A 25,709-nucleotide genomic window follows, 5' to 3' on the forward strand; every position below is an offset into this window, starting at 1 on the left:
TGTTACCCGATGGGCTGAAGGCGTTCGACATCTCTTGACTGGACCGGTCAACCGGTCCAGTCTTCCGTGTATGGCACCAGATCAACTCGACCACTCGGTGGCTCGGTTACTTCCCTGGGTGCGGGACGACGGCGCCCCTTGCTACCTCGTCACGGACGGGCACGGCCCTGTCTCGCGCATGGCGGACGAGATGGAGCGGATGCAGATCCGCATGGCCGTCGAGATTCAGGAGTACGCGCACTCGCTCGTGGAGGACGCCGACGCGACGGTCTTGGAGCTTCGCTTCGCCGCCACCAGGCTCTCCGAGTGCCTCACCGACGCTCTGCGGATCGCGGAAAGCCGAGGCGGTCGGCTGGAACGTGAGCGGATGACCTGAGGGACGCGCTGCTGCCCGCGCACCCGCCCCGCCCCCCCCGGCGCGGCGGTGGGGGAGGGGCCGAGGGGGAGTGAGGGGAGGATGACAAACTGGTGGGCATGGCTTACGACGATCTTCGCTCCCTGCTCCGGGCCTTGGAACGTGAGGGCGATCTCAAGCGCATCAAGGCCGAGGTCGATCCGTACCTCGAAGTCGGCGAGATCGTCGACCGCGTGAACAAGGCCGGCGGGCCCGCGCTGCTCTTCGAGAACGTCAAGGGGTCCTCGATGCCCCTGGCCATGAACGTGTACGGCACCGACCGGCGGCTGCTGAAGGCGCTCGGGCTGAAGGCGTACTCGGACATCAGCGACAAGATCGGCGGGCTGCTGAAGCCGGAGCTGCCGCACGGGTTCGTCGGCGTGCGCGAGGCCTTCGGGAAGCTCGGCTCGATGATCCACGTGCCGCCGAAGAAGGTGAAGGGGGAGAGCGCCCCCGTCCAGGAGGTCGTCCTCATGGGCGACGACGTGGACCTCGAACAGCTTCCCGCGCTCTTCACCTGGCCCGAGGACGGCGGCTCCTTCTTCAACCTGGGGCTCACCCACACCAAGCACCCCGAGACCGGCGTCCGCAACCTCGGGCTCTACCGCCTCCAGCGTCACGACCGCCGGACCATCGGCATGCACTGGCAGATCCACAAGGACAGCCGCAACCACTACCAGGTCGCCGCCAAGCGCGGCGAGCGGCTTCCGGTGGCCATCGCCTTCGGCGCCCCGCCCGCCGTGACGTACGCGTCCACCGCACCGCTGCCCGGGGACATCGACGAGTACCTCTTCGCCGGGTTCGTCCAGGGCAAGCGGATCGAGATGGTCGACTGCAAGACGGTGCCGCTCCAGGTCCCGGCCAACGCCGAGGTCGTCATCGAGGGCTGGCTGGAGCCGGGGAAGATGCTCCCGGAGGGTCCCTTCGGCGACCACACCGGCTTCTACACCCCGCAGGAACCGTTCCCCGCGCTGACCATCGACTGCGTGACCATGCGGAAGCGTCCGCTGCTCCAGTCGATCGTGGTCGGCCGCCCGCCCACCGAGGACGGGCCGCTGGGCCGCGCCACCGAACGGTTCTTCCTGCCGCTGCTGAAGATCATCGTCCCGGACATCGTGGACTACCACCTGCCCGAGGCCGGCGGCTTCCACAACTGTGCGATCGTTTCGATCGACAAGAAGTACCCCAAGCACGCCCAGAAGGTCATGAGTGCCATCTGGGGCGCCCACATGATGTCGCTGACCAAGCTGATCGTCGTCGTGGACTCCGACTGCGACGTCCACGATCTGCACGAGGTGGCCTGGCGGGCGCTCGGCAACACCGACTACGCCCGGGACCTGACCGTCACCGAGGGGCCGGTCGATCACCTCGACCACGCTTCCTACCAGCAGTTCTGGGGTGGCAAGGCGGGCATCGACGCGACGAGGAAGTGGCCCGAGGAGGGGTACACGCGGGACGGAGGCTGGCCGGAGATGGTCGAGTCCGACCCGGAGACGGCGGCGAAGGTCGACCGCCGCTGGAAGGAATACGGACTGTGACTGCCGCAGAAGCAGCGCTGGGCCACGGCCCGGCGCAGCCCAGTAGCAAGGTGAAGGCGTTCCTGCGGCTGGTGATGATCGAGCACTCGGTGTTCGCGCTGCCCTTCGCGTACATCGCCGCGCTGATCGCGATGTTCCAGGACACAGAGTCGATCCACTGGGTCGAGCTGCTGCTCGTCACGGTGGCGATGGTCGGCCTGCGGACCTTCGCGATGGCCGCGAACCGGATCATCGACCGGGAGATCGACGCCCGCAATCCGCGCACCGCGACCCGCGAGATCGTCACCGGCGCGGTCTCCGTGCGCTCCGCGTGGACGGGCGCCGTGGTCGCGCTGGTCTTCTTCCTCGGCGCCGCGGCCCTCCTCAACCCGCTCTGCCTGGCGCTCGCCCCGCTCGCGATCGTGCCGATGGTGGTCTACCCGTACGGCAAGCGGTTCACGAACTTCCCGCACGCCATCCTCGGCATCGCCCAGGCCATGGGCCCGATCGGCGCCTGGCTCGCGGTGACCGGCAGCTGGTCGTGGGACGCGGTCATCCTCGGGCTGGCCGTCGGCGTCTGGATCGGCGGCTTCGACCTGATCTTCGCCTGCCAGGACGTCCGCGCCGACCGCGCGCACGGCGTGCTCTCGGTGCCCGCCCGCTTCGGCATTCCGGCGGCGCTCTGGGGCGCCCGGGTCTGCCACGCGATCACGACCGGGCTGCTCGTCTGGTTCGGCCTCGCCACCGACGCGGAGCTCTTCTACTGGATCGGCATGGTGGTCGTCGCCGTGGCCTTCGTGTACGAGCACCGGGTGGTGCGCCCGCACGACCTGTCCCGGCTCAACCGGGCGTTCTTCTCCGTCAACGGCTTCATCGGCATGGCGCTCTTCGCCTGCACCCTGCTCGACCTGGTGGTGCGCGGCCTCACGCCGTGATCCCGGTGTACGGGAGCGGACGCGGCCGCCGGAACGCGAAGGCCGCGCCCACCCCGCCGATCAGGCCGAAGAGGTGTGCCTGCCAGCTGATGCCGGAGTCGGTGGGGAGCACGCCCCAGACGATCGAGCCGTAGACGACCGCGACGAGGACGCCGATCACGACGTCGAGCGCCCGGCGGTCCACGAAGCCCCGGACCAGCAGGTATCCGAAGAGTCCGAAGATCACCCCGGACGCCCCGAGCGTGACCGTGTGCGCGGGGGCCGTCAGCCAGACGCCCAGACCGCTCGTCAACACGATGGTGAGTACCACGCCGAGGAACCGGCGGATTCCGGCGAGTGCCGCCGTCCAGCCGAGGACCAGCAGCGGCACGGTGTTGGACGCGAGATGGTCCCAGCCGCCGTGCAGGAAGGCGGCGGGCACCACGTCGAGGAGCTCGGCGGGGTCGCGCGGGCTGATGCCGTACGGGTCGAGCGCGTGACCGGTCAGGGCGTCGACGCCCTCCAGCGCCCAGAGCAGCGCCACCCAGCCGAGCATCAGCACCGCTGCCGCCACGGCCCGCGCACCGGCCCCCGTTCCCGCCCCGCCCCCGGGGTTCGTACGGATGTCGGTCATGGCTTCCTCCCCGGACCGGACGGCATCAGGGCCTCCGGACGGCATCAGGGCCTTTCGTCGAAGGGCCCGAGGTGACAACGCCCGGGAGTCCCTGCCCGGTTCCGGGTTCGGCCGGTGCGCGGGGGACGGATACTCTCGGCGTGTGGAATCCACGACTTCAGTGAGTCAGCAGCGGCGACGGCCTTGGATTGTCGGGGTGTCCGGCGCCTCGGGGACCCCGTTCGCCGCTTCGGTGGTGCGCGGTCTGATCGCCGCCGGTGAGGACGTGGACCTGGTGGTGAGCCGCGCCTCGCGGCTCACGCTGCTGGACGAGACGGGAATCGCCTTCCGTGACGCGCACTGGCGGGACGACCTGCGCGAGTGGCTCGCGCGGGGCGCGGACGGCAAGCCGGACACCTTCGCCCCGGACCTCTCCGGGGTGCGCCACTGGCCCGCCGGGGACCTCGCCGCAGGACCGTCCTCGGGGTCGTACCCGGCGAAGGGGATGCTCATCGTGCCGGCCTCGACGGCCTGCGTGGCCGGGGTCGCGCTCGGGCTGTCGAAGGACCTGCTCCAGCGGGCGGCGAGCGTCACGCTCAAGGAGCGGCGCACGCTGGTCGTCGCCGTACGTGAAACACCCCTGAGCGGGGCGACGCTGAAGCAGATGGTGGCCCTGGACGAGGCGGGGGCCGTGGTGCTGCCCGCCTCCCCGGCGTTCTACGCGGGCGCCACGCACATCCAGGACCTGGTGGACTTCGTCGCCGGACGGGTGCTGGACGCGGCGGGGGTGCCGCACGGCCTGTACCGCCGCTGGGAGGGGCAGCTCGGTGGGGGTTCGCAGAACGGTTCACGTACCGGTGCGCCCGCCGGTTCGCGTACCACCTGAGAGCCGAGCGCTTCTCGGATCTCCCGAAAGATTCGCAGGGCTTTAGCCCTATTCGCCTTACTTTCTATACGTAGACTTGCGATAGCGCTGAACAATGGAAGGTTCTGTCATATGGACGCGGTGGACAGGCAGCTCATCCAGGCCCTCCGGGAGAACGGCCGGGCGTCGTACGCCGAACTGGGCCGGCTCGTCGGCCTCTCCGGCCCCAGCGTCACCGACCGGATCAACCGGCTGGAGTCGGCCGGGGTCATCACCGGTTACCGCGCCACCGTCAACGCGGCGGCGCTCGGCCTCGGCGTCACCGCGCTGATCGGCATCTCCCTCTCCGACGCGGCCGACCACGAGGACGTGGCCCGCCGGCTGCGCGATCTTGAGGAGATCGAGGACGCCTGGTTCATCGCGGGCGACGACTCCTACATGCTCAAGGTGCGCGTCGGCGACGTGGACGGCCTGGAGAAGACCATCCGCCGCCTCAGCGGAACCAAGGGCGTCTCCCGTACGCGTACCACCATCGTGCTCTCCACCAAGTGGGAGAACCGGGTCGGGGAGCTTCCCGAAGAGCGCTAGGCGTACGGTTACGGGAAGTCTGTTTCGGAGAGAAATGAGAGGCGAATCTGTGGACGCGGGACTCAAGCGCGAGCTGGAGGAGAAGGTCCGGGCCGGCGAGCGGCTGAGCCGCGAGGACGGGATCGCTCTCTACGAGTCCGACGACCTGGCCTGGCTCGGCGGTCTGGCCCACGAGGTGCGCACCCGCAAGAACGGCGACGTCGTGCACTTCAACGTCAACCGGCACCTCAACATGACGAACGTGTGCACCGCTTCGTGCGCGTACTGCTCGTTCCAGCGCAAGCCGGGCGAGAAGGACGCGTACACGATGCGCATCGAGGAGGCCGTCCGCCTCGCCAAGGCGATGGAGAACGACAACCTCACCGAGCTGCACATCGTCAACGGGCTGCACCCGACCCTGCCCTGGCGGTACTACCCGCGCTCGCTCAGCGCCCTCAAGGAGGCGCTGCCGAGCGTGGCGCTGAAGGCGTTCACGGCGACGGAGATCCACCACTTCGAGACCATCTCCGGGCTCAGCGCCTCCGAGATCCTCGACGAGCTGATCGAGGCCGGTCTGGAGTCGCTGACCGGCGGCGGCGCGGAGATCTTCGACTGGGAGGTCCGCCAGCACATCGTCGACCACAACACCCACTGGGAAGACTGGTCGCGCATCCACCGCCTCGCGCACGAGAAGGGTCTCAAGACCCCGGCGACGATGCTGTACGGGCACATCGAGGAGCCCCGTCACCGCGTCGACCACGTGCTGCGGCTGCGGGAGATGCAGGACGAGACCGGCGGTTTCCAGGTCTTCATCCCGCTGCGCTACCAGCACGACTTCGTGGACATGAAGGACGGCAAGGTCCGCAACAAGCTTCAGGCGCGCACCACGATGGCCACCGGCGCCGAGGCGCTGAAGACCTTCGCCGTGTCCCGGCTGCTGTTCGACAACGTCCCGCACGTCAAGGTGTTCTGGGTGATGCACGGCGTGCAGACCGCCCAGCTGGCGCTCCAGCACGGCGCGGACGACATGGACGGCTCGGTCGTCGAGTACAAGATCACGCACGACGCGGACAACTACGGCACGCCGAACAAGCTCGGCCGTGACGATCTGCTGGAGCTCATCCGGGACGCGGGCTTCCAGCCCGTCGAGCGCAACACCCGGTACGAGATCATCCGCGAGTACCCGGGCCCGGACGCCGACCGGCGCGAGTCGCCGCAGGCGATGCGGGTCTGACGTACCGCGTGACGGGCCGGAGCGGCCCGGTTCTGCTCGGTTTCGAGGGCCTCGGCCGCAGGTGGACGACCTGCGGCCGGGGCCCTTCGCCGTCCGTCCCGGGCGTGCCGTCACCTGCTCCCCGGCTGTGTGTCCCGCATACCGGAAAGCTGGTTGAGCCCATCCGGGTGTAATGGTTAACCTGGCCCTATGCCTCTTACCTTCACCCTGGACCCCGCCTTCGACCCCGAGCTGCGCGACGGCCTCCTGGCGCTCTGGACCGACGTCTCCAACGCGGGCGGCGCGGTCGGGTTCGTACCGCCGGTCACCACCGAGGACATCCGCCCCGAGCTGCTCAAGCACCTCACCGCGATCGTCCAGGGCCAGACCCGGCTGCTCGTCGGGCGGGACGAGAACGGAGCGGTGGCCGCGACGGCCTTCCTCAGCCTCAACAGCCACCGGCTGATGAGGCACTGGCTCTGGCTCTACACCGTGATGGTCCACCCCTCCCACCAGGGCAAGGGATACGGGCGCGACCTCATGGCGGCGGCGGCCGAGTCGGCGCGCGGCATCGACGGCATCGAGGCCGTCCGGCTCACCTGCCGGGGCGGTACCGGGGTGGACCGCTTCTACAAGAGCTGCGGCTACGAGGAAGTGGGCCGGGTGCCGGGCGGGATCCGGGTCGCCGAGGGCGACGACCGGGACGACATCATCATGCTGCTCCCGCTCGGCTGACCGGCCCGGCGGGGGTCGCCGTCCGCGTTCCCGCAGTTCAGCCGGGGGTGTCCGAGGTGTGCGGGGGCTCGCGGCAACCCCGTGAACCGAACGATTTCGGGGCATGCTTCACTGGTCGGGCAGGTTCGCACGACCGTCGTACGTAGAGAGAGGTTCAGCCGTGTCCGCTGCCAAGCCGAGCGCAACGATCCGCTACTCCGCGCTGCGACTGCTGATTTTCGTCGCCTGCTTCTTCGTCTCCGGGGTGGCCGTCCACTTCGGCGTCATCCCCTCCGGCGTCGGTGGCTCCAACGTCATCTGGGTGGTGCTGCTCGGGCTGGTGCTGTCCGCCCCGCTGAGCTACGTGCTGCTGCGCAAGCAGCGCGACGAGATGTCCGCCCAGGTCGTCGAGAAGGTGGGCCGCGCCAAGACCCGCCTGGAGGCGAACCGCACGCGCGAGGACGTCGTCCAGTAGGGCGCGGTTCACGTCCTGCCGGAACTCCCGGCGTAACCTTCGTCACACACGCGCCCGTGGGCGCGAGCGCACGTCGGACCCCGATCCGGAGCAAGTCGCTCCAGGGCCGGGGTCTTTGGTGTTTTCATGCACGCCCTGCCGGGCTCGCGCGACGGGACGCGTGGTCATAGAAAAACTTTGAGGGCCTCAAAGTCGCGGTGTTAACGTGAACGACATGAAGACAGCAGTGCGAATCCGCTACGCCCCGGGCGTCCCGCTCGTGGCGCGCCTGCACGTCGATCTCTGCCGCCGCACGACCGCGGCCTGTTGTCGCGTCTGACCGACAGCATGCAGCGGCGCCGCCTCCCGGCGAGGACGCCGCCTTCCGTCCCCACACCTTTCCCGCGTACCCGCACCCCCGTGCGTACGCCGCGTCCTGTCTGGAGTGTGTCCGTGTCCGCGAACTCCGCGTTCACCACGGAGACCGCCGAGCCCAAGAGCTCCGGTTTCCGTATACCGAAGGTGCCCTTCTGGGCCCAGATCGTCGCCGGTCTGGTCCTCGGTGTCGTCCTCGGCTGGATCACCCGCAGTTACGACGTCGCGTGGCTCTACACCACGCTCGACAAGGTCGGCCACATCTTCGTCCAGCTGCTGAAGCTGGCCGTCGCGCCGCTCGTCTTCTTCGCGATCCTGGTGTCGATCACCAACCTCCGCAAGGTCAACAACGCGGCCCGGCTCGCCACCCGCACCCTGCTCTGGTTCATGATCACCTCGCTGATCGCGGTGGCCATCGGCCTCGCCATCGGCCTGATCACCAACCCGGGTTCCGGTACCGGCCTCACGCCGAAGGACGGCCTCAAGCCCGAGCACGCCGGCTCCTGGCTCGACTTCCTCACCGGCATCGTCCCGACCGACGTGATCACGCCGTTCACCGAGCTGAACGTCCTCCAGATCGTCTTCATGGCCGCCGTCGCCGGCATCGCCGCCCTCAAGCTCGGCGAGAAGGCCCAGCCGATCCTCACCCTCAGCGAGTCGATCCTGGAGCTGCTCCAGAAGGCCCTGTGGTGGGTCATCCGCCTCGCCCCGCTCGGCACCGTCGGCCTCATCGGCTACGCCATCGCCGACTACGGCTGGGACCTCATCGGCAAGTACGCCACCTTCACCGCCGACGTGTACGTCGGCTGCGCCCTGGTGCTGTTCGGCGTCTACCCGCTGCTGCTCGCCACCGTCGCCAAGGTCAGCCCGCTCCAGTTCTTCAAGGGCGCCTGGCCCGCGATCCAGCTGGCGTTCGTCTCCCGCTCCTCGGTGGGCACCATGCCCGTCACCCAGAAGGTCACCGAGCGCCTCGGCGTCCCGAAGGAGTACGCCTCCTTCGCCGTCCCGTTCGGCGCCACCACCAAGATGGACGGCTGCGCCGCGATCTACCCGTCGCTGGCCGCGATCTTCATCGCGCAGATCTTCGACGTGCAGCTCGGCGTCGGTGACTACGTCCTGATCGCGTTCGTCTCGGTCATCGGCTCCGCCGCGACCGCCGGTCTCACCGGCGCCACGGTCATGCTGACCCTGACCCTCTCGACGCTGGGCCTCCCGCTGGAGGGCGTCGGCCTGCTCATGGCGATCGACCCGATCCTGGACATGATGCGCACCGCCACCAACGTGGCCGGCCAGGCGCTGGTCCCGGTGATCGTCTCGGCCCGCGAGAAGATCCTCGACCTCGGCAAGTACAACTCCGCCTCGGCCTCGCCGGTGGACGAGATCGAGGTCGTCGAGGAGGAGCCGGCGCGGGTCCCCGTCGCCGCCTGACGTCGCTCGCCGACTGAACACCGCACCTCGCGCGGGGCGCCCGGTCCTTCGGGACCGGGCGCCCCCGCGCGCGTTCCGGGCCCTTCGCGTTCGGGGTGCCGTTCCCGTTCCCCGTACCCTTACTCGGGAGTAAGGCAGCGGGGGCGGAAGGAAGTCCGACATGGATGCCGTGAAGAGCAAGCGAATGCCACGCGCGGTGCGTGAGCAGCAGATGATGGACGCGGCGGTACGGATCTTCGGGCAGCGCGGCTACCGGGCGGCCTCGATGGACGAGATCGCGGAGCTCGCCGGCGTGTCGAAACCGCTGGTCTACCTCTACCTGAACTCCAAGGAAGAGCTCTTCACCGCGTGCATCCGCCGCGAGGCGAAGGCGCTGGTGGACGCCGTCCAGGCAGGGGTCGGGCCGGGGCTGCCCGCCGACCGTCAGCTCTGGGAGGGGCTGCGCGCCTTCTTCGTCCACACCGCCGAGAACCCGGACGGCTGGGCGGTGCTGCACCGCCAGGCGCGTACCCACGGGGAGCCGTTCGCCTCGGAGATCACCGCGATGCGGGACGAGATCGTCGCCTTCGTGACCGGCCTCATCGGTGCCGCAGCCCGGGAAGCGCACCACGATCCCGCGCTGCCCGACAGGGACGTGGCGGGCCTCGCGCAGGCGCTCGTGGGTGCCGCCGAGGCGCTGGCGGGCTGGGCCAACGAGACCCCGGGCGTATCGGCACGGGAGGCGGCGGCGACGCTGATGAACTTCTCCTGGGCGGGCCTGGAGAACCTCATGAACGGACGGCCCTGGCAGCCGCCGGCCTGACGCGGGTGCCCGGGACGCGCGCGGTGGGTTCCGGGCGGCACACGGTGGGTTCCGGGCGACGACGCCGCCCGGAACCCACCGCGTCCCGGTCCGGTCAGGACTCCGCCGCCGGGGCGAGCCCCTCGGCGACCAGGCCCGCGTAGACCGCCTTGCCCAGCGCCTGCACCGCGGACTGGGGGCGCACCATCACGGTGAACTCCTTGATCAGCCCGGCCTCGTCGTAGTGGAGCAGGTCGATGCCGTGGATCTGGGCGCCGTCGACGGTGGCCCGGAAGAGCAGGACCTCCGAAGGGGCCTCGGTGCCGTCGACGCTGGTCTCGGCCGTGCCCTCGTAGCGGCCGACGTAGTGGAAGTCCTCGAAGATCCGGAGCAGGACCCCGAAGAGGCCCAGCACCTGAGGCTTGCCCTCGAAGGGGGTGAACTTCACCGGGCTGTAGAGCCGGACGTCCTCGGTGAACAGGGCGTCGAACGCGCCGAGGTCGTTCTTCTCGACTGCGGTGCGGAAGCGGTCGGCGGTCGTCGCCATGGTTCCTCCTGGTGCGGGGCAGGTGCTGGTGTCGTGCGCGCGTGGTGATCCATCCTGCGGTGGCGGCCGGTGGTGGGGAAGGGGCCGGTGCGCACCGCCTGTTCCGTTCCGTACGGGCGCCGGGCGCCGGGCGCCGCCCGTTCCGTACGGGTCAGAGGTCCCGGATCACCGATCCGGTGAGGTGGAGCCGCTCGCCGTCCGGGCCGCTCCGCAGCTGGAACGTCGTGCCCGAGCCGTCCGCCGCGTACGTCACCGTCCCCGGCAGCAGCACGGGTGCCCGGAACTCCGCCCGTACGGCGCGGATGTGCTCGGCGCCCTCCGCCTCGGCGAGGCACCGGGCGACGGTCCACATCCCGTGGGCGATGGCCCGGGGGAAGCCGAACAGACGGGCGGTGAGCGGGTGGAGGTGGATCGGGTTGCGGTCGCCCGAGGCGGCTCCGTACCGCCGCCCGAGGTCGCCGGTGAGCCGCCACTCGGCGACGGAGGGCAGGTCGGGGAGGGGGGCGGGTGCGGGTGCCGCGGGGGCTTCCCGAACGGCGTGGCGGGCGAGGTATCCGCTGCGGGACTCCCACACCAGCTCGTCCGCGACCCGGGCCTCCGTCGACACGGTGACCTCGGTTCCGCGTCGGTGAGGCCTCAACTCCTGCGCGTACACGCTTAGTCGCAGTGGTTCCGTCGGTCTCACCGGCCGGTGGGAGGTGATCTCGATCCAGGTGTGGACGAGCCCGAGGACCGGCAGCGGGAACGACCGTGCCGTCATCAGCCGCATCGCGAGCGGGAACGCCAGCACGTGCGGATAGGTCAGCGGGAAGGGTCCTTCGGCGGGGAAGCGGCAGATCTGGCGGTAGCGCGCGAGGAGTTCGGCCGGGGCGACCACCGGGTCGCGGGACACCCGTGTGGCGGGAAGCGTGGCGCCGCCCCGGCCGGGGCGCTTGAACGGAGAGGTCAACGCGCCGCGCAGGAGCGCGAGTTCGAGGCCGGTCATCGGGTCATGCCCCCAGCAGACTCTGGCCGCAGACCCGGACCACCTGGCCGTTGACGGCGGTGGAGGCGGGCTGCGCGAACCAGGCGGTGGTCTCGGCCACGTCCACCGGAAGTCCGCCCTGGGAGAGGGAGTTCATGCGACGGCCCGCCTCGCGGATGAAGAGCGGCACGGCGGCGGTCATCTTCGTCTCGATGAAACCGGGGGCGACCGCGTTGACCGTGACCCCGTGCTCGGCGGCGGCGCGCGGGGCCAGCGAGCGGACCAGGCCGATGATGCCCGCCTTGCTCGCCGCGTAGTTGGTCTGCCCGTTGTTGCCGGCGATGCCCGCGATGGAGGCGGTGGCGACGATCCGGCCGCCCCGGTTGAGGGCGCCCCCCTTGAGGAGCTCGTCCGTGGTTCGCAGCACCGAGCCGAGGTTGACGTCGATCACCGAATCCCAGCGGTCGGCCGCCATGTTGGCGAGCCGGCGGTCACGCGTGATGCCCGCGTTGTGCACCAGGACGTCGAGCCCGTCCGGGACCGCCGCGGCCATCCGCTCTGCGGCGTCCGGCGCGGTGATGTCCAGCGCCAGCGCGGTGGCGCCGAGCCGGTCCGCCGTACGCACCAGGTCGGCCTCGGCCTGCGGGACGTCGAGGCAGATCACCCGGGCGCCGTCACGGGCCAGCACGGAGGCGACGGCCTCGCCGATGCCCCGCGCGGAGCCGGTGACCAGCGCGGTACGCCCGGCCAGCGGGGCGAACCAGTCGGCGACCGGGTCGGGGGCGGCGCCGGACACCTCGACGACCTGGCCGCTGACGTACGCGGACCGGGGCGAGAGCAGGAAGCGCAGGGTGGACTCGGCGGACGCGGCGGCGCCCGGCACGATCCGTACCAGCTGCACGGTGGCGCCCCGGCCGATCTCCTTGCCGAGCGACCGGACGAACCCCTCCAACGCCTGTTGGGCGGCGGCCTGATGGTGGTCCTCGGGGGACGGGGCCGTACCGAGGACGACGACCCGGCCGCCGCGGGCGACCGACCGGACGACGGGGTGCAGGGCCGCGTGGAGGGCGGCGAGCCCGGTCGCGGAGGTGATGCCCGTCGCGTCCACGACGACCCCGGCGGGGCGGGCCGCCCCCGCGCTCCCGGCCGCCGATTGGTCCAGCACCGGCAGTCCGAGTCCGGCGAGCAGCTCGCGGACCTCCCCGGGGACGGCCGGTTCACCCGCTGCGAGGTGGAGCAACGGGCCGTCGAGCGTGGGTGTCTCCAGCGACCAGCGGCGCAGCGGGGTGGGCTGGGGGAGACCCAGGCGGCGGGTGAGGAAACGGCCGGGGGCTGTGCCGGTCAGGTGCAGATAGCGGTCGGCCATTGTCCAGACTCCCTGCTCGGTCGTAGATTTACTCCGGAGTAAGGTTACTCAAGAGTCAGGAGCTGGTCGAGATGAACCGCTTGCGGAAACGGTCCGGAGCGACGGCACGACTCCGCGCGGGAGCGTGGCGAGGGGCGTCGGCTGTTCCGGGTGCTTCGATTGTTCCGAGTGCCTCGAAGAAGAGAGGCTCGCGATGATTCCCCTTCCGCTCCCGCAGCCGCGCAGGGTCGCCGTCCTCGGCGGCAGCCGCATCCCCTTCGCCCGCTCGGACGGCCCCTACGCCGAGGCGTCCAACCAGCTGATGCTCACCGCCGCGCTCGACGGGCTCGTCGAGCGGTTCGGCCTGGCCGGGCAGCGGGTGGGGGAGTTCGCGGCCGGTGCCGTCCTCAAGCACAGCCGCGACTTCAACCTCGCCCGCGAGACCGTGCTCGGCTCCCGTCTGGACCCCCGTACCCCCGCGTACGACCTCCAACAGGCGTGCGGCACCGGCCTCCAGGCCGTCATCGCCGTCGCCAACAAGATCACCCTCGGCGCGATCGACTCGGGCATCGCAGGTGGCGCGGACACCGCGAGCGACGCCCCGCTCGGCGTCAACGACCAGCTCCGCCGCATCCTGCTGAACGCCCGACGCGCCAAGGGGAACGCCGCCCGGATCAAGGCCCTCGCGGCCGTCCGCCCCCGCCACCTCGTCCCCGACGTCCCGCGCAACGCCGAACCGCGCACCGGCCTGTCGATGGGCGAGCACGCGGCGATCACCGCCCGCCGCTGGGGCGTCGCCCGCGAGGCCCAGGACCTCCTGGCCGCCACCAGCCACCAGCGGCTGGCCGCCGCGTACGACCGGGGGTTCCTGGACGACCTCGTCGTCCCGTACCTCGGCCTGGAACGGGACCAGAACCTGCGTCCCGGCTCCACGGTCGAGAGACTCGCCACTCTCAAGCCGGTGTTCGGCACCGGACACCCCGGTGCGACGATGACCGCCGGAAACTCCACGCCGCTCACCGACGGCGCCGCCACCGTGCTGCTGGCGAGCGAGGAGTGGGCCGAGGCGCGCGGCCTGGAGCCGCTGGCGTACCTCTCGCTGTACGAGACCGCCGCCGTGGACCACGTGAACGGCGAGGACGGTCTGCTGATGGCCCCGGCGTACGCGGTACCCCGGCTGCTGGAGCGGGCGGGCCTGACCTTCGCGGACTTCGACCTCTTCGAGGTGCACGAGGCGTTCGCCTCGCAGGTGCTGGCCACGCTCGCCGCCTGGCAGAAGCAGGGTCTCGGCCCGGTCGACCGGGAGAAGCTCAACGTGGCCGGCTCCTCGCTCGCCACCGGCCACCCGTTCGCCGCGACCGGCGCACGGATCGTCGCCACCCTCGCCAAGCTGCTCGCGGAGCGCGAGGGGCCGGGGCGCGGGCTGATCTCGATCTGCGCGGCCGGTGGGCTGGGGGTGACCGCGATCCTCGAACGGCCCTGACGGCGATGGCCGAACGGCCCGGAGTCCACCGGGCTGTTCGCCTGCCGGACCTGCCCCGCCCCCGCCCGCCCGTCCCCGTCCGAGGAGCCGCACGTGTCCACGCCCCCCGCCTCGCCCGCGTCCCCGGCGCACACCGATCCCGCCGCGCCGCCCGTCCTGGTCCCCCCGTTCGTCCGGCGCGGCGCGGACGGCCGGGTGCGGGAGGTCTCCGTACCCGCGTTCGCGCCGCCCGTCCGCCATGGCTCCCTCGCGGACATCCCGTTCGACAACGCCCGCGAGGCGCCCTCGGACGCCGTCCTCAGCCGCAAGCAGGAGGACGGCAGTTGGCGCGACGTGACCGCCCGCGAGTTCGCCGACGAGGTGCGCGCCGTCGCCAAGGGGCTGATCGCGGAGGGGTTCCGGCCGGGTGCGCGGATCGCGATCATGGCTCGTACGACGTACGAGTGGACGCTGCTCGACTTCGCCGCCTGGACCGCCGCGCTCGTCACCGTGCCGATCTACCCGACGTCCTCGGCGTACCAGGTGCGGTGGATCCTCCAGGACTCCGGCGCGCAGGCCTGCGCGGTCGAGGCGAAGGAACAGGCGCGGATCGTCAGCCAGGAACGCAAGGAGATCGGTGGCCTGGCCCACTTGTGGCAGCTGGACACCGGGGCGCTCGGCCGGCTCAAGGCCGCGGGCGCGCACGTGCCCGACGCGGCGGTGGACGAACGCCTCGCCCTGCTCAGCCCGGACAACGCCGCCACCCTGATCTACACCTCCGGCACCACCGGCCGCCCCAAGGGATGCGTGCTCACCCACGGCAACTTCTTCGCCGAGGTCGACAACGCCATCGAACTGCTCCACCCGGTCTTCAAGTCGGTCTCCAAGTACCCGGCGTCCACCCTGCTGTTCCTGCCGCTCAGTCATGTCTTCGGCCGGATGGTCGCGGTCGGCTGCCTGCGCGCCCGGGTCCGCCTGGGCCACGCTCCCTCGATCCGTACCGAGGACCTGCTGGAGGACCTGGCCGGCTTCAAGCCGTCGTTCCTGCTGGCGATCCCGTACGTCCTGGAGAAGGTCTTCAACACCGGGCGCGCCACCGCCGAGAAGATGGGCCGCGCCTCCTCCTTCGACCGGGCCGCCGGGATCGCCCAGCGGTACGGCCAGGCCGTCGAGGCCGCCGAACACGGCACGGGCCCGGGTCCCGGCAAGGCCCTCAGGATGGCCCGCGCGCTCTACGACCCGCTGGTCTACCGCCGTATCCGCGCCGCCCTCGGCGGTCACGTCCGGTACGTCATCTGCGGCGGTTCCCCGCTGGGCCGCCGGCTCGCCGCCTTCTACGCGGGTGCCGGCATCGAGATCTTCGAGGGGTACGGCCTCACCGAGACCACCGCCGCCCACACCGTGACCCCGCCGCTCAAACCCCGCCTGGGCACGGTCGGCTGGCCGCTGCCCGGCGGCGCGGTACGGATCGCCGACGACGGCGAGGTGCTGCTCCGGGGCGGCCAGGTCTTCCACGGCTACTGGGACGCCCGGCGCGGAGAGTCCGTACCGGTGCTGGACGAGGGCTGGTTCGCGACCGGCGACCTCGGGGTGCTCGACGACGACGGTTACCTCACCATCACCGGCCGCAAGAAGGACATCATCATCACCTCGGGCGGGAAGAACGTCATCCCGGCCCCGCTGGAGGACTGGCTGCGCGCCCACCCGCTGGTCGGTCAGTGCATGGTCGTCGGCGACAACCGCTCCTTCATCACCGCGCTGATCACCCTGGAGGAGGACGGGCTCGCGCACTGGCGGCAGATGAAGAAGAAGCAGGGCGTCCCGCTCCGCGAGCTGGTCCACGACCCGGAACTCCGCGAGACGATCCAGCACGCGGTGGACGAGGCCAACAGCTCCGTGTCGCGCGCCGAATCGATCCGCAAGTTCACCGTGCTGCCCGTCGACTTCACCGAGGAGAGCGGCCACCTCACGCCCTCGCTGAAGCTCAAACGGGACGTGGTGGCACGGGACTTCGCGGCGGAGATCGAGGAGCTGTACCGGAAGTAGGGCCGGGCTGGCGGGGTGCGGGGCGGCCGGGCGGAGGCACGGGCGGCGGCGGCACGGGGGTCTGCCGCTGCCCGTGCCGCGGGTCCCGCCCGGCCCCGCCGGTCCTGCGGGCCCCGCCCGTCCTGCGGCGCCGGGTGATGCCGGGGTCTACTGGCACGGCTCGAACTCCGGCATGCTGGGGCGTGTTCGGCTCGATGTGACGCCCGTACCCCACGACGCCCGGCTCTCGACCCGGAGGATGAATCCGCGTGCGATCCCCCCTGCGCATCGCCCTGCTCGCTCTCGTCGCCCTGGTGGCCGGCCTGCTCACGGCCACCCCCGCGGCGGCGGCCCCGAACTTCAAGGCCCCCTACCCCTGCGGCCAGCAGTGGACCTACAGCCACCACTCGGCCGAGGTCCGGCTCGCCCTCGACTTCGTCCGTACCGACGGCGGGACCACGGCCGGTACGCCCGTGCTGGCCTCGGCGGCCGGTACCGCCTACCGCTACTCCCAGCCCAGCGGCGCGGGCAACTACATCGCCATCGATCACGGCGGCGGCTGGCAGACCTACTACTTCCACCTCTCCGCGTACTCCGTCGCCAACGGCGCCCAGGTCGCCCAGGGGCAGCAGATCGGGGTGACCGGCTCGACGGGCAACAGCACCGGCGCGCACATCCACTACGAGCAGCTGTACAACGGGGTCGGCCAGAACATCGTGCTCAACGGCCAGTCCCTGGCGCCGTATCCGGGCGCGTACTACAGCAAGTACCTCACCAGCGACAACGGATGCGGCGGCGGTACGGCGAAGTACTGGGTGGACACCTTCGCCAACGCCACCGGCTACGCGGCGGCCAACACCGCCGACGCGCAGGGCGTGCTCAACGCCGGTACGAACTACGTGTACTGCAAGGTCTGGGGCGCGCAGATCGGCTCGGGCTCGGCCTACAACCACTGGTGGCTGCGGACCGACCTGGACACGGTGTACGCGGGCAAGAGCGGACGCAACGCCTACGTCTCCGCCTACTACCTCTCCCGCTGGGGCAACGACGAGGCCCGCGACAACAACGGCGCGGTGATACCGGACTGCTGAGGCGAGGACGGTACGGCGGGGCGGGCGGGGACGGGACGGACCGGTTCCCGGCGACCGACGGCGCCCCGCCGGTCTTCGTGCTCCCGCCCGCCCCCGCGCACCCCGGGCGCACGGCCCGGCCAGAGTCGCTCCCGCCTCAGCGGGCCCGGACCGGCCGGAGCAGTTCGGCCGTCGGCCGGGCACCGGCCCGGCGGGCGGTCCGGAACGCGGCGGTGCGGAAGGGAAACTACTCCCGGGCAGGTCACGCGCCCTACAGGGGGTTGTCGCCGTTCATGTTGAGGGCGTGCCCCTGCCGGAAGAAGCGTTTCGCGGCGAAGTGCCCGTGCTCGGCGGCCATCCGGAACCACTGTTCCGAGGCGGCCAGCCCGTCGCGGGCCTCGACCAGGCGCCCCATCTCCCACATCGACTCGGGGTCCTTCCGGTCCACGCCGAGCCGGAAGAGGCGCTCCGCCTCGTCCAGGTCTCCCTGGATCTTCGCGAGGAGCGCGACCGACCGCAGGGCCGGCAGATCACCGCTCTCGGCGGCGGCCATCAGCTTCTCCGGGGTGCCGTACTTCCGGTGCAGCCGCCAGGCGCGGAGCGCCAGCAGCAGACCGAGCAGCCAGGCCACCCAACTGACGTCGAAGAGCGTGTCGTTGTCGGTCGCCATCCCGATCACGCTCAGGACCGCCGCCACGACGAACAGCAGGAATGCCATGCGTACCCCCCCGGGTCGAGCACTGCCCACCCGCACTCTTCCCGGCGGGAGGCCCCGCTACCCCTGGGGAGTGGTCCGGGATGCGCCGGCCGGTGCGGCGGCCGCTTCGGGGGCCGCATCGGGGGCCGCCGGGCCCGCCCCGGACTCCGTCCACGACAATGCTTCGGTACGCACGAAGCCATGTCGCTCCGGACCGTCGCCCCGGGGCGGTCCGGAGCGTCCCCCCGATCCGTCCGACGGCCCGCCCCGGCGGGGACTCTCCGCGGCCGGAGCGGGACCAGCGGAAGAAAGATCTCCATGAGCGACCCCAGTGACCACGGTGTTCTCTCCGTCGCACCCCCTCTCCTGTGGGGGGTGGTGTCCGCCGCGGTGGTGATCGTCGCGGTCGTCCGGTCCTCCAGGATCAGGCGCGGGTCCGTGAAGGGGGCCGGCAAGCCGTGGGAGGTCTTGGGGCCGGAATGGACCTGGGCCCTGGCGGGGGCGGCAGTCGGGTACGCCGTCGGGGCCGTGATCGAGCGCCGCTTCGGCTGGGGTGACCTCTCGGAGAGCATGTGGCTGCCCTCCTTCGCCGCGTCGGCCGTCGCCTACGTGACCGGGCGGCGCCTGGGCGGACGGGCGCGATGGGCTGCCGCGATGTACGCCGTCCTGGGTGCCGTGGTCCTCGGGCCGCTGTTCGACTGACACGGCGCACGGCGGTTACCGTCACGCCCTCCGCGCCCTACCGTGGGGCCCGTCACGTCACCGGGCCCACCTCGGAGGTTCCCCCGCATGCGGATCGCCACCACCATTTTCCTGACCGACCGGACGGTCGCGCCCGTCGCGCTCGCCCGCGAGCTGGAGCAGCGCGGTTTCGCCGGGCTCTATCTGCCCGAGCACACCCACATCCCGGTGAGCCGGGAGACCCCGTACCCGGCGGGCGGCGAACTCCCGGAGGAGTACGGCAGGACGCTGGACCCGTTCGTCGCGCTCGGGCAGGCGGCCGCGGTGACCGAGCGGCTCGCGCTGGGGACCGGGATCACGCTGGTCGCGCAGCACGACCCGATCGACCTGGCGAAGCAGGTCGCCACGCTCGACCACCTCTCCGGCGGCCGGTTCACCCTGGGGGTCGGCTTCGGCTGGAACGTGGAGGAGGCCGCCGACCACGGGGTGGAGTGGAAGACCCGGCGCGCCCGGGGCCGCGACCGTCTGGCCCTGATGCGGGCGCTGTGGGCGGACGAACCGACCCCGTACGAGGGCGAGTTCGGGTCCGTACGGGCCAGCATCGCCTACCCGAAGCCGGTGCGGAAGGCGCGCGGGCCGGTCAGCGGTCCTCGTACGCTCCTCGGCGGCGCGGCCGGGCCGAAGCTCTTCGCGGACATCGCCCGGTACGCGGACGGGTGGCTGCCGATCGGCGGGCACGGGCTCACGGAGGCGGTGCCGCGGCTGCGTACGGCCTGGGAGGAGGCGGGCCGCGACCCGGCGGACCTCCAGGTGGTGCCGTACGCGATCGTGCCGACGCCCGGCAAGCTGGCGCACTTCGCGGAGCTGGGCATCGAGGAGGTCGTGGCGCAGCTCCCGTCGGCCGGTGAACCGGAGGTGCTGCGGGCGCTGGACGCGTACGCCGCGTTCCTCTGAGGGCCGCGTTCCTCCGAGGTGCGGGGCATGAGCCGGGCGGGCAGTGGTTCCACCCACCCGGCTCACGCCCCGGACTCCGCCCGGCTCACGCCTCCCGGGCGTCGCCCCGCAGCCGTTCCAGCAGCGCGTCCTCGGCGCGGTGGGCGTCCGGGTCCTCCCAGAAGGTGACGGGGACGCCCCGGATGTGGCGGCCGTGCGGGTCCAGTACGTGGCCGGCCAGCTTGAGCGGCCAGAGGGTCACCGCCCGGTCGGCGACGACCAGTTCGGGGAAGCGGATCGCCAACCGGGCCTCGAACGCGCCGATTTCCTCGGCCGAGCGCAGCCACACCGCCAGCATCAGGTTGTACGGCCCCGACAGCGAGGCGCAGAGGCGGGTTTCGCGCATCCCGATGAGCTGGGAGGCGATCCGGGCGGTGTCGGCGGCCGGGGCGATGCCCCACAGGGTCACGGAGATCGGCCAGCCGGAGAGGTAACGCGCCACCTCGCAGCGGTAGATGAGGGCGTCCTCGCGGTGCATCCGGTCGAGCCGCCGGCGCACCGTGGTCGGGCTGACGCCGAGGCGTTCCGCGAGCCGGGCGGCGGGCCGGCGGAAGTCCTCGCTCAGCAGCAGGTAGAGCCGGTGGTCCAACTCGTCCGGGGCGGTCAGGCCCCGGCGCGGCAGGGACGGGCCCCGGTCCTTCGTCAGGGCCTCCTGGCTGTCCGGATCGAGCCGGTCCAGCCGCCAGCGGCTGCCCTCGGTGTGGACGGCGGTGGCGATCTGCGAGCGGGTGGCGGCGACGCCGGGCAGGGCGCCGAGGCGGAAGCCGACGTACCGGGCCAGCATCGCCTGGTCGGGGAAGGCGGCGGTGAGGACGAGGTCCCGGGAGCCGGTGACGTGCTCGATGGTGATCAGGTGCGGGTCGTCGGCGATCTCCGCCGTCACCTCGTGCAGGGCGCCCGCCGCACAGTCCACCTCGATGAACGCGATGATCGGCAGCGTCACTCCGGACGCCACCGTGTAGCAGCTCAGCCAGGCGTGGCCGGCCTCGGTGAGCCGGTTCCAGCGGCGCGCGGCCGTCGAACCGTCCACCCCCAGCGCCTTGCCGATCTGCGCCCACTCCGCGCGGGGCGAGGTCTGCAGGGCGGTGATCAGCAGATAGTCCAGCTCGTCCAGCGGGGCGTCGGCGGCGGCCCGTGGGCCGCGGGAAGGCGCCGAGGTGGGGGCGGCCCGTGGGCCGCGGGAAGGCGCCGAGGTGGGGGCGGCCCGTGGGCCGCGGGAAGGCGCCGAGGTGGGGGCGGATTTCTGCGTGGAGGACCTCATCGGTGCCGCTTTCCTGCGGATGATCATCAGTGGAGTGCTCGGGTCCGCACCATACGCCCATGTCTCTGCTCCAGGATGCCCACGCCCTCGCCCCCGTGCTGACCGACCTCCGCCACGCCCTGCACCGGGAACCCGAACTCGGCCTCGACCTCCCGCTCACCCAGCGCAGGATCGTGGACGCCCTGGCGGACCTCGGTCTGGAGATCACCCTGGGGAAGGGGCTCGGCTCCGTCACCGCGGTGCTGCGCGGTGGGCTGCCCGGCCCCGCGGTGCTGCTGCGCGGCGACATGGACGGGCTGCCCGTCCAGGAGGACACCGGCCTGCCGTACGCCTCCGTGCTCGACGGCCGGATGCACGCCTGCGGCCACGACCTGCACGTCACCGGGCTGGTCGGTGCGGCCCGGCTGCTGGCGGACCGGCGCGAGGAGCTCGCCGGGGACGTGGTCTTCATGTTCCAGCCCGGCGAGGAGGGTCAGGGCGGCGCGAAGATCATGATCGACGAAGGGGTGCTGGACGCGGCGGGCGAGCGGGTCGTCGCCGCGTACGCCCTGCACGTGATCTCCACCGGGGCGCCCACCGGCTTCGCCGCCACCCGGCCCGGCCCGATGCTGGCCGCCTCGGACGTCGCCCACGTCACCGTGCACGGCCGGGGCGGACACGGGTCCTCCCCGCACCTGGCCGCCGACCCGGTGCCCGCGATGTGCGCGATGGTCACCGCGCTCCAGACCCTGGTCACCCGTGAGACGGACATCTTCGACCCGGCGGTCGTCACGGTCGGCCGGATCGAGGCCGGTACGGCACCCAACGTCATCCCGGAGGACGCGCGGTTCTCGGCCACCGTGCGGACCTTCTCCGACGCCGCCCGCACCACCGTGCGCGCCGCCTTCGAGCGGACCGTGCTCGGAGTCGCCGCCGCCCACGGCGTCACCGCCACCGTCGAGCACGTCGACCAGTACCCGCCGACCGTCAACCACCCCGAGGAGGCGGCCTTCGCGCTGGAGACCGCCCGGCAGGTCCTCGGCCGGGACCACGCCTTCGAGGCGCCCAAGCCGATGGCCGGGGCGGAGGACTTCTCCTTCGTGCTGCGCGAGGTGCCCGGGGCGTTCGTCGGGCTCGGCGCCTGCCCGCCCGGCGCGGACCCCGCCACCGCCCCGATGAACCACTCCGCGCAGGCGGTGTACGACGACGGCGCCCTGCCGCACGCCGCCGCGCTGCTCGCCGGGCTGGCCCTGCGCCGCCTCGGCCACGACGTGTAGCGGTCCGCCCGCCGCCTTCCGGTGTCACCGCCGTCCGTACCCGTAGGAGGAGCCCGCCCATGGCCGTCACCGCCACGCCCGCACCGCCGCCCGCCACCGCCTCGGTCACGGCCGTCGTCGGTCTGCTGGTCTTCTTCGAGGCGACCAGCGGGTTCCTCCAGGTCGGGCTCTCCCCGCTGCTGCCCGACCTCGCCGATCATCTGGGCATCGGCTCGGCAGCCCTCAACTGGGTCGTCTCCGTACAGCTGTTGGCGGCGGCGGTCTGCGTCCCGCTGTTCGGCCGGCTCGGCGATCTGTACGGCCACCGCCGGATGCTCCGGATCTCGCTCGCGCTGATCGCCGCCGGGACACTGACCGTCGCCCTCGCCCCCGACTACCCGGTCCTGCTCGCGGGCCGGGTGCTCCAGGGGCCGATCGCGGCGCTGCTGCCGCTGGAGATCGCCCTCGTGCGGGACCGGCTGCCGGTCCCCGAGGCGCGCCGGGCCATCGCCCGCCTCGTCGGGGCGCTGACGCTGGGCGGGCTGGCCGGCGGGGTGGTGATGGGGCTGATGGACTCCGCCTTCGGCTCGCTGCGGCTGACCCTGCTGGTCCCGGCCGTGCTGGCGGCGGCCTGCGTGCCGGTCTCCTTCGTCGCCGTGCCGGAGTCCCGGAACAGGGCGGGCGGACACGTCGACCGGGCCGGAGTCGTCCTCCTCGGCGCCGCGATGATCGCCCTGCTCGCCGGGGTCTCCGGCGCGGAGGACGGCTCCTGGGCCTCCGTACGCGTGCTCGGTCCGGTGCTGCTGGGGCTCGCGCTGCTCGCCGTCTGGGTGCGGGTCGAGCTGCGCGGCAGCGAACCGCTCGTGGACGTAAGGGCGTTGGCGGCACGGACCACCGCGCCCTTCTACTGTGCCGCCTTCCTGTTCGGGGTCTTCTACTTCGGCAGCCAGACTCCCAACTCCACTTTCTACGCCGCCGATCCGGAGGCCGACGGATACGGGTTCGGGCTCGGCGCCCTGGCCATCTCCCTGGCCCAGCTCCCCGGGGCGGTCGGCAGCGTCGTCGGCTCCCTCTCCACGGCCGCGCTGGCCAAGCGCATCGGCTACCGCCCGACGCTGATGGCCGCCTTCGCCCTGGTCTCGCTGGCCTTCCTGCAGTTCGCTCTGCTGCACGCCGAGTTGTGGCAGATGGCGGCCGGTTCCGCCTTCCTCGGCCTCGGGATCGGGCTGGCGCTGGGCGCCATGCCGACCGTCATCGTGGAGGCCTCCGACCCGGCCCGTATGGGGATCGCCGCCGCGCTCTACAACAACGTGAAGACGCTCGGCGGAGCCGTCGCGGGCGGGGTCTTCGCCTCCCTGCTCGGCGCCTTCCGCTCCGGCGCCACCGGGGAGCCCGGCGAGGGCGGCTACACGGCGGTGTGGCTGGTCGCGGCGGCGGCGGCCCTCGGCGCGGTCGCGCTCAGCGCGCTCTCCCGGCGCCGGGAGGGGTGAGACGGCTTCCTCGCCGACGGGCCGGGGGCCGGCCCCCTCCCGGCGCCGGGGTCAGGGCGCCTTTGGCGCTCCGGGGGTCAGCCGGCGGGCCAGTTCCACGACGTACGCCCGTGCTTCCGCGTCACCGGCACCCTCGTGGCCGGTACTCCCCATGATCAGCCTGGCCAGTTGCGGGAACGCCGAGGGCAGCACCGCGATGCCCAGCACCGCGAGGAAGGTGGCGGCGGCGCGGGTGTCCGGGGCCGTGCCGAGGGTCCGGGCGAGCGAGTCCACCATTCCGGCGTACCGGGCGCGGCGTTCCTCCTCGGCGGGCAGTGCCCCCGTGTCGTAGTGCAGCGCCTCCCACATCATCAGGCGCAGCAGCTCGGGGTTGGCGCGGTGCAGGTCGTGCACGCGTCCCGCGTAGGCGCCGAGGTCGCCGGCCGGCGGGCCGAGCAGCGCCGCGTGCTCGTCGAGCGCCGCGGCGACGACCGCGGCGAAGAGCTTCTCCTTGCTGCCGAAGTACCCGTAGATCCGCTCCTTGTTGGCGCCCGCAGCCCGGGCGATGCGGTCGACCCGGGCGCCGCCCATGCCGTGTGCGGCGAATTCCGTACGAGCCGCCGCCAGGAGTCGGGAGCGGGTTCCCACAAGCTGATCGGGTGAGGACATGGCACAACCCTACATGGCCAACCAACCGGTTGGTTGGGTACGGTTCCGGGCATACCGCAGACATCTGGAAAGGCGGACCACCCGTGGGCGCGACCAGCACCGCGATCTCGACCGATACCTCGTCCGCGACCGGCCCGGCGGCCGGCCGGCCCCTCCCCGAGGTGGTGGTGACCGGGCTCGGGGCCACCACCCCGCTCGGCGGCAGCCTCCCGGAGACCTGGTCGGCGCTGCTGGCCGGGGAGAACGGCGTCGGGGTCCTGGACGAGCCCTGGGCCCAGTCGCTGCCCGCCCGGCTGGCCGCCAGGATGCGGGTGGACCCGGCGAGCGTCCTCGAACGCACCCTGGCCCGCCGGCTGGACCGCTGCGAACAGGCAGCCCTGGTGAGCGCCCGGGAGGCGTGGGCCGACGCGGGCCGGCCGGAGACCGATCCGGAGCGGGTGGCCGTGGTCATCGGTACGGGCGTCGGCGGTGTGCTCTCGCTGCTCGGCCAGGACGACGTGCTGGAGAGCGCGGGGCCCCGGAAGGTCTCCCCGCACACCGTCCCGATGCTGATGCCCAACGGGCCCGCCGCCTGGGTGAGCATCGACCTCGGCGCGCGGGGCGGCGCCCACGCCCCGGTCAGCGCCTGCGCGTCCGGCGCCGAGGCCGTCGCGTACGGACTCGACCTGATCCGGCTCGGCCGGGCCGACGTGGTGGTGGCGGGCGGCGCTGAGGCGTGTCTGCACGCGCTGCCGTTGGCCGGGTTCGCCCGGATGATGGCGCTCTCCACGGCCAACGACGACCCGGGGCGGGCCTCCCGTCCCTTCGACGCGGCCCGCAGCGGCTTCGTGCTGGGGGAGGGTGCCGCCGCCCTCGTACTGGAACGCGCCGGACACGCCCGCGCGCGGGGCGTCCGGCCCCACGCGGTCCTCGCCGGGGCCTCGGTCACCTCCAGCGCCGGGCACATCACCGCCTCCGACCCGGAGGGTCAGGTGCGGTCGATGCGCAGGGCGTACGAGGAGGCGGGGCTCGCCCGCGCGGACATCGGCCTCGTCCACGCGCACGCCACGTCCACCCCGCAGGGCGACCTCGCCGAGGCGCTGGCGGTCACCGAGGCGCTGGGCGCCCCGGCGGTCACCGCCACCAAGTCGATGACGGGCCATCTCCTGGGCGCTTCAGGGGCGTTGGGGGCGGCGGTCGCCGTGCTCTCGCTGTGCGACGGGATCACCCCGGCGATCAGGAACCTCGACGACCCCGACCCACGCGTCGGACTGGACCTGGTGAGAGGTGAACCGCGCAAGGGGGATTGGGGAGCGGCCCTGGCCAACTCCTTCGGATTCGGCGGCCACAACGTCTCACTCGCTTTCACGACGGCCTGAGGGCCGGTCCCCGAGGCGCCCGAGGCGCGGCCCGGGCCCGGCGGCGGCCGGGCCGACGCACCGGGCGAAGGCCCCTTTACGGCTCCGGCCGCAGCGCC

Annotated in this window: 25 protein-coding genes; 18 read left to right on the forward strand and 7 right to left on the reverse strand. The window is 72.2% G+C overall.

Going from position 1 to position 25,709, the window contains the following annotated elements; translation table 11 throughout:
- The first annotated feature begins 70 nt into the window (after positions 1-70).
- The 3 genes from OHA55_RS18185 to mqnP all read left to right on the forward strand — a co-directional run bounded on the left by OHA55_RS18185 (position 71) and on the right by mqnP (position 2,846).
- Positions 71-376 carry a hypothetical protein gene (locus OHA55_RS18185; protein WP_266707584.1) on the forward strand — a complete coding sequence of 102 codons (306 nt, stop codon included), beginning with the start codon at positions 71-73 and terminating at the stop codon, positions 374-376.
- Positions 377-474: 98 nt separating this feature from the next.
- Positions 475-1,932, forward strand: a complete 1,458-nt coding sequence (locus OHA55_RS18190) for a menaquinone biosynthesis decarboxylase (protein WP_266707586.1) — start codon at positions 475-477, stop codon at positions 1,930-1,932.
- Complete coding sequence (gene mqnP / locus OHA55_RS18195; RefSeq protein WP_266707589.1) at positions 1,929-2,846, forward strand: menaquinone biosynthesis prenyltransferase MqnP; 918 nt, start codon at positions 1,929-1,931, stop codon at positions 2,844-2,846. Before OHA55_RS18190 ends, mqnP begins: the two co-directional genes overlap by 4 nt.
- Here mqnP and OHA55_RS18200 read toward each other — a convergent pair.
- Positions 2,836-3,459: a rhomboid family intramembrane serine protease gene (locus OHA55_RS18200; RefSeq protein WP_266707591.1), complete on the reverse strand. Its 624-nt coding sequence runs from the start codon at positions 3,457-3,459 to the stop codon at positions 2,836-2,838. The two genes, mqnP and OHA55_RS18200, sit on opposite strands and share 11 nt — an antisense overlap.
- Positions 3,460-3,619: 160 nt before the next feature.
- On the opposite strand from OHA55_RS18200, the gene OHA55_RS18205 reads away from it, so the two are divergent.
- The 7 genes from OHA55_RS18205 to OHA55_RS18235 all read left to right on the forward strand — a co-directional run bounded on the left by OHA55_RS18205 (position 3,620) and on the right by OHA55_RS18235 (position 9,856).
- A complete protein-coding gene (locus OHA55_RS18205; RefSeq protein WP_266710774.1) occupies positions 3,620-4,324 on the forward strand; it encodes a UbiX family flavin prenyltransferase in 705 nt (234 codons plus the stop codon).
- A gap of 111 nt (positions 4,325-4,435) precedes the next feature.
- On the forward strand, positions 4,436-4,891 hold the full coding sequence (locus OHA55_RS18210; protein WP_266707593.1) for an Lrp/AsnC family transcriptional regulator: 456 nt from the start codon (positions 4,436-4,438) through the stop codon (positions 4,889-4,891).
- 49 nt (positions 4,892-4,940) lie between these two features.
- Positions 4,941-6,104, forward strand: coding sequence for an aminofutalosine synthase MqnE (mqnE, locus tag OHA55_RS18215; protein ID WP_266710776.1), 1,164 nt, complete (start codon positions 4,941-4,943; stop codon positions 6,102-6,104).
- Positions 6,105-6,293: 189 nt separating this feature from the next.
- The gene (locus OHA55_RS18220) at positions 6,294-6,818 is read left to right on the forward strand and encodes a GNAT family N-acetyltransferase (protein WP_266707595.1); all 525 of its coding nucleotides are present in this window, start codon (positions 6,294-6,296) and stop codon (positions 6,816-6,818) included.
- 160 nt (positions 6,819-6,978) lie between these two features.
- The gene (locus OHA55_RS18225; RefSeq protein WP_266707597.1) at positions 6,979-7,272 is read left to right on the forward strand and encodes a DUF4229 domain-containing protein; all 294 of its coding nucleotides are present in this window, start codon (positions 6,979-6,981) and stop codon (positions 7,270-7,272) included.
- A gap of 432 nt (positions 7,273-7,704) precedes the next feature.
- On the forward strand, positions 7,705-9,054 hold the full coding sequence (locus OHA55_RS18230) for a dicarboxylate/amino acid:cation symporter (RefSeq protein ID WP_266707599.1): 1,350 nt from the start codon (positions 7,705-7,707) through the stop codon (positions 9,052-9,054).
- Between the two features lie 160 nt (positions 9,055-9,214).
- Entirely contained in the window at positions 9,215-9,856 is a 642-nt protein-coding gene (locus OHA55_RS18235; protein ID WP_266707601.1) for a TetR/AcrR family transcriptional regulator, read from the forward strand.
- Between the two features lie 94 nt (positions 9,857-9,950).
- Here the strand turns inward: OHA55_RS18235 and OHA55_RS18240 are convergent, their stop codons facing one another.
- From OHA55_RS18240 to OHA55_RS18250, 3 genes are all read right to left on the reverse strand, one after another.
- Positions 9,951-10,382, reverse strand: a complete 432-nt coding sequence (locus tag OHA55_RS18240; RefSeq protein WP_266707603.1) for a nuclear transport factor 2 family protein — start codon at positions 10,380-10,382, stop codon at positions 9,951-9,953.
- Between the two features lie 151 nt (positions 10,383-10,533).
- The gene (locus tag OHA55_RS18245; protein WP_266707605.1) at positions 10,534-11,367 is read right to left on the reverse strand and encodes a MaoC/PaaZ C-terminal domain-containing protein; all 834 of its coding nucleotides are present in this window, start codon (positions 11,365-11,367) and stop codon (positions 10,534-10,536) included.
- 4 nt (positions 11,368-11,371) lie between these two features.
- Positions 11,372-12,712, reverse strand: a complete 1,341-nt coding sequence (locus OHA55_RS18250; RefSeq protein WP_266707607.1) for a 3-oxoacyl-ACP reductase — start codon at positions 12,710-12,712, stop codon at positions 11,372-11,374.
- Positions 12,713-12,905: 193 nt separating this feature from the next.
- Between OHA55_RS18250 and OHA55_RS18255 the strand changes: the two genes are divergently transcribed.
- The 3 genes from OHA55_RS18255 to OHA55_RS18265 all read left to right on the forward strand — a co-directional run bounded on the left by OHA55_RS18255 (position 12,906) and on the right by OHA55_RS18265 (position 17,269).
- Positions 12,906-14,174, forward strand: coding sequence for an acetyl-CoA C-acetyltransferase (locus OHA55_RS18255; RefSeq protein ID WP_266707609.1), 1,269 nt, complete (start codon positions 12,906-12,908; stop codon positions 14,172-14,174).
- 93 nt (positions 14,175-14,267) lie between these two features.
- Positions 14,268-16,199 carry a long-chain fatty acid--CoA ligase gene (locus OHA55_RS18260; RefSeq protein ID WP_266707611.1) on the forward strand — a complete coding sequence of 644 codons (1,932 nt, stop codon included), beginning with the start codon at positions 14,268-14,270 and terminating at the stop codon, positions 16,197-16,199.
- 248 nt (positions 16,200-16,447) lie between these two features.
- The gene (locus OHA55_RS18265; RefSeq protein ID WP_266707613.1) at positions 16,448-17,269 is read left to right on the forward strand and encodes a M23 family metallopeptidase; all 822 of its coding nucleotides are present in this window, start codon (positions 16,448-16,450) and stop codon (positions 17,267-17,269) included.
- Positions 17,270-17,519: 250 nt separating this feature from the next.
- Here the strand turns inward: OHA55_RS18265 and OHA55_RS18270 are convergent, their stop codons facing one another.
- Complete coding sequence (locus OHA55_RS18270) at positions 17,520-17,966, reverse strand: sel1 repeat family protein (RefSeq protein WP_266707615.1); 447 nt, start codon at positions 17,964-17,966, stop codon at positions 17,520-17,522.
- A gap of 297 nt (positions 17,967-18,263) precedes the next feature.
- On the opposite strand from OHA55_RS18270, the gene OHA55_RS18275 reads away from it, so the two are divergent.
- Positions 18,264-18,647 carry a hypothetical protein gene (locus tag OHA55_RS18275; protein ID WP_266707617.1) on the forward strand — a complete coding sequence of 128 codons (384 nt, stop codon included), beginning with the start codon at positions 18,264-18,266 and terminating at the stop codon, positions 18,645-18,647.
- Between the two features lie 87 nt (positions 18,648-18,734).
- Positions 18,735-19,580, forward strand: a complete 846-nt coding sequence (locus OHA55_RS18280) for an LLM class F420-dependent oxidoreductase (RefSeq protein WP_266707619.1) — start codon at positions 18,735-18,737, stop codon at positions 19,578-19,580.
- An 85-nt stretch (positions 19,581-19,665) separates the two neighbouring features.
- On the opposite strand, the gene OHA55_RS18285 is transcribed toward OHA55_RS18280, so the two are convergent.
- Positions 19,666-20,880, reverse strand: coding sequence for an AsnC family transcriptional regulator (locus tag OHA55_RS18285; protein WP_266707621.1), 1,215 nt, complete (start codon positions 20,878-20,880; stop codon positions 19,666-19,668).
- A gap of 59 nt (positions 20,881-20,939) precedes the next feature.
- On the opposite strand from OHA55_RS18285, the gene OHA55_RS18290 reads away from it, so the two are divergent.
- Together OHA55_RS18290 and OHA55_RS18295 are read left to right on the forward strand one after the other, a co-directional pair.
- Positions 20,940-22,136 (forward strand): M20 family metallopeptidase, encoded by a 1,197-nt coding sequence (locus OHA55_RS18290; RefSeq protein WP_266707623.1) that lies wholly within the window; start codon positions 20,940-20,942, stop codon positions 22,134-22,136.
- A gap of 59 nt (positions 22,137-22,195) precedes the next feature.
- The gene (locus tag OHA55_RS18295; RefSeq protein ID WP_266707625.1) at positions 22,196-23,605 is read left to right on the forward strand and encodes an MFS transporter; all 1,410 of its coding nucleotides are present in this window, start codon (positions 22,196-22,198) and stop codon (positions 23,603-23,605) included.
- 51 nt (positions 23,606-23,656) lie between these two features.
- Here the strand turns inward: OHA55_RS18295 and OHA55_RS18300 are convergent, their stop codons facing one another.
- The gene (locus OHA55_RS18300; RefSeq protein WP_266707627.1) at positions 23,657-24,253 is read right to left on the reverse strand and encodes a TetR family transcriptional regulator; all 597 of its coding nucleotides are present in this window, start codon (positions 24,251-24,253) and stop codon (positions 23,657-23,659) included.
- Positions 24,254-24,357: 104 nt separating this feature from the next.
- Between OHA55_RS18300 and OHA55_RS18305 the strand changes: the two genes are divergently transcribed.
- Positions 24,358-25,611 (forward strand): beta-ketoacyl-[acyl-carrier-protein] synthase family protein, encoded by a 1,254-nt coding sequence (locus OHA55_RS18305; protein ID WP_323180478.1) that lies wholly within the window; start codon positions 24,358-24,360, stop codon positions 25,609-25,611.
- Positions 25,612-25,709 lie beyond the last annotated feature (98 nt).

This window comes from Streptomyces sp. NBC_00102 (genome assembly GCF_026343115.1).
Lineage (GTDB): Bacteria > Actinomycetota > Actinomycetes > Streptomycetales > Streptomycetaceae > Streptomyces.